The sequence below is a fragment of the Endozoicomonas atrinae genome (assembly GCF_001647025.1).
Classification (GTDB): Bacteria; Pseudomonadota; Gammaproteobacteria; order Pseudomonadales; family Endozoicomonadaceae; genus Endozoicomonas; species Endozoicomonas atrinae.
On the sequence record NZ_LUKQ02000490.1, the window covers coordinates 1 to 1,965 of the forward strand.

Annotated in this window: 1 protein-coding gene; it reads left to right on the forward strand. The window is 46.5% G+C overall.

The genetic code is table 11. From position 1 onward, the window contains the following. The first annotated feature begins 98 nt into the window (after positions 1 to 98). Positions 99 to 1,772 carry a hypothetical protein gene (locus AK963_RS28300; protein WP_066018634.1) on the forward strand — a complete coding sequence of 558 codons (1,674 nt, stop codon included), beginning with the start codon at positions 99 to 101 and terminating at the stop codon, positions 1,770 to 1,772. The last annotated feature ends 193 nt before the right edge of the window (positions 1,773 to 1,965 follow it).

The following is a 1,965-nucleotide window of genomic DNA, read 5'->3' on the forward strand; positions in this document are numbered from 1 at the left end:
TTCTTTGTCTATGAATTGTCTGTACATGACCAGTTGTGTGTCTGTTGTTGTGTATGTTTTTTGACAAATGGTTGACTTAACTCCAAAGGAAATCGTGAATGGCGAATGTTTCGATTAGTGCACAAAACGCTGCGACTAACTCACCTTATGTCGCTAGTCAGGGGGGCAGTGGAGTGAAAGCACAAGATGAGACCGGTGTGCTTTCTCGCTTTTCTGTTAAAAATTGGCCGTTTAGGGAAGCCGTTTTATCAGGAGGAAAGGCACTGGCTGATATGATCCCAGGCAGGACAATAGAAACAAGAACAATTGGGGACCTTGTTGATAATAGCAATGGTCAGGATTCTAAAACTACTAGCGATAAGTATGGGGATCAGAAAACTTGCAGAGCAGTCAACTTGCCTCAATCGGAAGAAACCAGCGTTAAGCCATCGGCATTGAAAAGAGATGAACCTGAGACAGGTTTAGCATCGAGCAAGTTAGCTTTCTCTAAGGTACCAGATGCTGTGCTTAAAAGTTTGGGTATTATGGCACTGGTTGATGGGGCTTGTACAACACCAGTCCCAGATCCTGCGGGGCTTGTTACATCGAACGCGATCAGTGGAGTAACCACTCCTCGAACGACGTTCCCAAGTGGGCATACTGTTGTTAATTGGGTAAATGGATTGTTGTTAGGTTTCTCAGCAAGAGAGGCCTCTGAAGTGGTAGTTTTTAACGCTGCGGCTTACGAAAGTTTACCGGAAAGTCAACAAACGACTCGATCGAGAATTGCACTGGCTGTTACCTCAGGCACTACCTATCTTCTTGCTTTCGTTGGCGGGACTGCGATTGTTGCGGGAGCTCTCGGTTCTACAGTTAAAGATGATCCGAAGTGGGCTAATCTTATAGAGCTCCTTGAAGGTGTCGCCTACAGTATTGGAACACGTGCATTATATAAGATGATCAAAGATTTAATTGCCCGGGACGAAGTGCTAAAGGCACAAATAACTTCAACGGTTTCTGAAGGGAATAGGGAGTCTTCCAGTGCGGGTACGCAAAATCCTGGGTTCGAGGTCGAATTAACTGGTTATTCATCTACGGTAGCAGGTGATGTAGCAGGTGGTAGTGGAGGCTCTCAGGAATCCGTCTTGCAAGAACAGGCGCAGCATGTCATTGCTGCCTTGGATGATGGAAATCCTGAGCATCCGTCCTCGAATAATGATTCAGCTACCCAGAATAGAGAGTCCACTCGTCATACGTTGCAGAAGGCAATTGCAACTCTTATTGTTCAACAATTGAGAGAAGGGGGGGAAGTGGGCCTGCTTGCAGGGCTCTTTATAGTAGGAGACGAAGAACCCGATGCTAGTACTTTACAGAAAATCGAAATTGCAGCTATATCAGTTGCTCTTGGCTCGCTTATACCGGTTGTCGCAGCAGGGCTTGGCTATGGGGTGACGACCGTAGCGGAAAAATGCAGTAATGAAGCTGGAGGAGCCCGCCTCCAACATTACACCCTCAGGGGCGTCATGTATTTAGCAGCAGCAATGATGGTTGGATTGGCAATGAAAGCGAGCCATGAGTTTGCCGAAGTGCTGAATGCTGATCCGCGACCTTATGACTTAACGAATGGTGATTCGAATTCTATATGGTCTGACAAGCAGCTTCCCATGGCATTGGCTTCTGTTTTTGGGTATACACCAAAACCAGATGTTATCCAACTTATCGTGGGGGGGTGTGCTTTGCTGAAGGCTTTAAAGATGCTGCACCCATTGCCTGCTTGGTTGACGAGGAGGTAATGCAGTAGTTTTAAGTTTTGCCATCGTTACTTCAAGTGCTCCAATACGGTTGTGCGCTATCATGTGATACCAATTGCTTTTTCTAACTACTGTATAACTGCCCACTGACGAGAGCATAAACTGAATAGACGTCCAGCTTCGCCGCATAGATTGTTCCAGGCCTCGCAGCAGCAATCCACGATATCTTCGTAAC